Here is a 3,411-nt window from a genome sequence, read left to right on the forward strand (position 1 = left end):
CCTCGGCCCGGCTGCGCTCAAAGATCAAACTGGGGAATATTCAACCGGCGGAAATGGGGAGTATTCGTCCGGCGGCGACACAAGCCGAGCTCGGGCCACAGGTCGGCCTCCTCGATGACGTCGCGCTTTTCGCTGATGGCGGTCGCCACCGCCTTCTCGACCGTGCGCAGCATCTGCCGCGGGCTCAAATGGGCCAGCAGGTAGTGGCACTTCGGGTCCAGGCGCACCCGCTCCTCGAGCCCGATGCGCTTAAGCGCCGAAGCCGCCACCCTTCTTGCCGTCTCGACCGCCTCCCGCGGCTGCGGCGGCTCGATGACAAACACCTCAAAGCGGCTCAGGATGGACGGCTCGATGCCGCGCACGCCGTTGGCAGTCGCGATGTAGGTGACCAAGCTGGCGTCGAACTGGATGCCAACCGACTGGTCTGCCATTCGACGCGCGGTGACGGGCTCAAGCACCCCGTGCAGTTCGGCCAGCGGCTTGTTGGCGTAGGTGCTGGAGTCGATGGTCGCCTTGTCCAGTTCGTCGAGCAGGATGACCGGGTTGGCGTATTCGCCCTGGCACAGCAGCTCGAACAGCAATCCAGTCGAGGAGTTCCCCCAGTGGGAATCAGTGCCGGCGAGGGCATTGCCCGCGCTGGGCTGGTCGTAGCCGATGGCCGCGTGCGGCACGGCGAGCAGTTCTGCGACACGTTGGCTGAAGTGCGTCTTGCCCACGCCGGGCGGGCCGAGCAGCAGCATCGGCGGGATGCGCACAGGGCGCGGGGCGACCTCGGCCAGTGCGAGCGTGTGCTTCAGCAGCCGCAGTGGCGCACGGAAGTGCGGCATCTCGCGCTCGAGCGATTCCAGCTCGGCACGCGAGCCGCCGCTGCGGGCGTAGCGGCGGTCGGGGCCGAAGTTGACCAGGCGCTCGACCATCGATTTGAGTCGCTTGCCGACGTCGGTGTCGGCGCTGCGATGCTGTCGGTCCTCGAGGAAGACTCCGCTGTGAAGCGCGTCGAACTGCAGCAGCACGCGGTGACATTCCCGCGAAGGCTCGGCGCCCCAGGCGGCGTGCCACGCCGGACCCGCAGGTGCTGATTCGGCAGGCTCAGGTTCAGGCACCTTCTCGGGCAAAACCTCGACACGTGGCTTGAGGCGGTCCTTCACCTGGCGCTCCACGAGGATGTCCTCGATGACGCGCCGCGGCAGCGCAAGCCACTCCCCGCCCTTACCGACTGTCCAGCGCTCGTAGCCGGCGGGCAGCGAAGAAGCACCTGATGATTGTTTGACCATCATTTCGTATCCAACTGGACGAACGAGGAAGCCAACCAGGAGCGCTCGACGGCGTGGCGGACGCGCTGGTACAGCGAATGGTCCACTTCGTCCGAGCCAGGAACGAGCAGGCCGCGGACGGTGCTCGCCAGGACGGCGTCGTGGCGCTCCATCAGGTCGCAGGCTGGCAGGACGCGCAAGCATGTCATCACGTGCGGCTCCAGTTCTGGGCCCGCGCGCAGGAGGTCGTGGCCGACCTGAGGGTCGACCAGTTTGCCGAGGTCGAACAGCAGTGCCGCCAGGGTCGCGGCGTCGCGCTCTGCCTCGGACGGGTGCTGTGCGGTGTAGGCCAGTTCGGCGGCGTGCACGCTTTGCTCGAACAACCCACCAGGTCTCGCGTGGTGGTCGAGTGCAGCCGTCCGGCGGAAGAAGCGAAGCTGGGTACGGCCGCTGGCCATGACGGACATGAAGAGGGCTTGAGCGGCTGGTGAGAGCCGGCCGAGCAGCAAGCGCAGGCGCTGCAGGTCAGCAAGCTGGACGCACGGAACGCTCGGCAGCCAAGCCGCCTGAACCAGTGGTGAAGCCCGCTCGAAAACACTCACGCGCACGCCTTGCTCGTCACGCTGGAGACGCAGCGCAAGCCAGCTCCCGTCCTCCACGTCCAGCAGCACGTCACGATTGCCCCGCACTTGCAGCTTGCCGACCGAGGTCTGAACGGCGCAGACGAACTGGCCGGCCCAGAGAAGCTTGCGGCTCTCGATTCGGCCAAGGAGAGAGAACGCATGGCGGGCCGGGTGCAGCCCGGCGACATCGATGGTGGCGGTGAGCATGGGTGAGTCCTTTTGGGGCATACCTTGCGGGGAGCCCGACAGCAGGCACCCATCCAATTGCCTCAAGTGCCGAAAACGCTGGAGGCCGCTGCACTTGAGGCGCTGCAGGCGCGCTACTTCAGTTGCTTGAGCAACTGGTAGTAGTGCTCGCGGACCTCGACGAGAGCCGGGTCGAGGCCTCGGGGACCGCCGCGGCGAAGGCCGACCTGGCCGTGGCTCCAGAAGTCGAGCGAGGCCAAGGCCTCGTCGCGCTTGCGCACGAGATGAGGGAGCAGTCGCTCGATGAGCAGCCGGGCGAACTTGCCGGTGTAGTTCAGCGTGTAGCAGGTACGCCGACGACCGACGACATGTTTGAGTTCGTAGATGGGCGCCTGGAGGCCGACGGCTTCGCAGAAGTGCGCCAGCACCGGTAGATTGTTCTGGCTGATGTGGACGCCCAGTCGATAGCTCACGCGCCGACGGTCGCGACTCGCCTGCTTGGCGATGTGGATGCAGCCCTCGCCATCAACGAAGCCACCGGCCCACGCCAACGAGATGTCGTCATATGACGAATTAGAGGACTCCGACACGGAGCGAGGAGTTTTGCCAGAGGTCATGACGATGAGCGATCAGTAGACTGATAGACAGTATATCCTGCTACATGCGGTTTGTCTAGCGATGCGACATGGCGCATGTCTGTCGGTGGGCTACCATCGCTTGATGGAGCCGTCAGACAGTCGTTCCCAGTTGAACGTGCGCATCAGCCCGCACGGCGCAAAGCTCATCGACAACAAGCGCATCGAGCTGAGCAAGCACGGTGCAACCATTCCCTCAAGGTCGGACGTGCTGCGCTTCGCGCTTGCCGCCTACCTCGGCGTCGATGTCAGCGAGCTGGGAGTCGATGGGAGGCAAAGCGCTCGCCGCTAGTGACGATGGCTCTGCGAGGCGCAATAGCACCTGCCAGTAGCTTGAAATGACAAGCGGACTTGGCGGCCCGGCCGATCGTCGCGGCTATGCGACAAACGGGGGCCTATCGACTTCGAACTAGGCACTCCGCCCTGATAACAGACGTTCGCGCTGCCGTTCGCTTGGCCGTAGGCGATCACGTCACTGCTGCGCTGAACGAGATCGATGGTGAGCAAGGTCGCTCTGTAGTGGCGTTGAGGTAGCCGAACCACTGCTGTCGAGTGACGCTCGCGCCGGCAAGGGCTGCGATGCAGCGGAGGACTAAACCGCTCGCGCGGTAGGCGCTCCGGCTACGCCGGTGGTGGTGCGTTGAGCGTCCGGCTCTGCCATGTTGTTGATCGAGGCAATCCGCCTCGTTCATCGACTGGAGCCGAACCATGGAG

At 65.2% G+C, this 3,411-nt stretch carries 4 protein-coding genes; 1 reads left to right on the forward strand and 3 read right to left on the reverse strand.

Annotation, left to right across the window (positions count from 1 at the left end; all coding sequences use genetic code 11):
* Window positions 1-17 precede the first annotated feature (17 nt).
* The 3 genes from H0W38_RS18995 to H0W38_RS19005 form a co-directional block, all read right to left on the reverse strand.
* Complete coding sequence (locus H0W38_RS18995) at window positions 18-1,277, reverse strand: AAA family ATPase (protein WP_292457088.1); 1,260 nt, start codon at window positions 1,275-1,277, stop codon at window positions 18-20.
* Complete coding sequence (locus H0W38_RS19000) at window positions 1,274-2,083, reverse strand: hypothetical protein (protein ID WP_292457091.1); 810 nt, start codon at window positions 2,081-2,083, stop codon at window positions 1,274-1,276. Before H0W38_RS19000 ends, H0W38_RS18995 begins: the two co-directional genes overlap by 4 nt.
* Before the next feature lie 113 nt (window positions 2,084-2,196).
* A complete protein-coding gene (locus H0W38_RS19005) occupies window positions 2,197-2,679 on the reverse strand; it encodes an LAGLIDADG family homing endonuclease (protein WP_292457093.1) in 483 nt (160 codons plus the stop codon).
* Window positions 2,680-2,809: 130 nt separating this feature from the next.
* Here H0W38_RS19005 and H0W38_RS19010 point away from each other — a divergent pair, with 130 nt between their 5' ends.
* Window positions 2,810-2,989 carry a hypothetical protein gene (locus H0W38_RS19010; protein ID WP_292457096.1) on the forward strand — a complete coding sequence of 60 codons (180 nt, stop codon included), beginning with the start codon at window positions 2,810-2,812 and terminating at the stop codon, window positions 2,987-2,989.
* The last annotated feature ends 422 nt before the right edge of the window (window positions 2,990-3,411 follow it).

The sequence above is a fragment of the Methylibium sp. genome, from assembly GCF_013817365.1.
GTDB lineage: Bacteria > Pseudomonadota > Gammaproteobacteria > Burkholderiales > Burkholderiaceae_C > Methylibium.

Coding starts and splice junctions, on each gene's coding strand:
- H0W38_RS18995 (WP_292457088.1), bottom strand. CDS start 1,277: ATGATGGTCAAACAATCATCAGGTGCTTCTTCGCTGCCCGCCGGCTAC.
- H0W38_RS19000 (WP_292457091.1), bottom strand. CDS start 2,083: ATGCTCACCGCCACCATCGATGTCGCCGGGCTGCACCCGGCCCGCCAT.
- H0W38_RS19005 (WP_292457093.1), bottom strand. CDS start 2,679: ATGACCTCTGGCAAAACTCCTCGCTCCGTGTCGGAGTCCTCTAATTCG.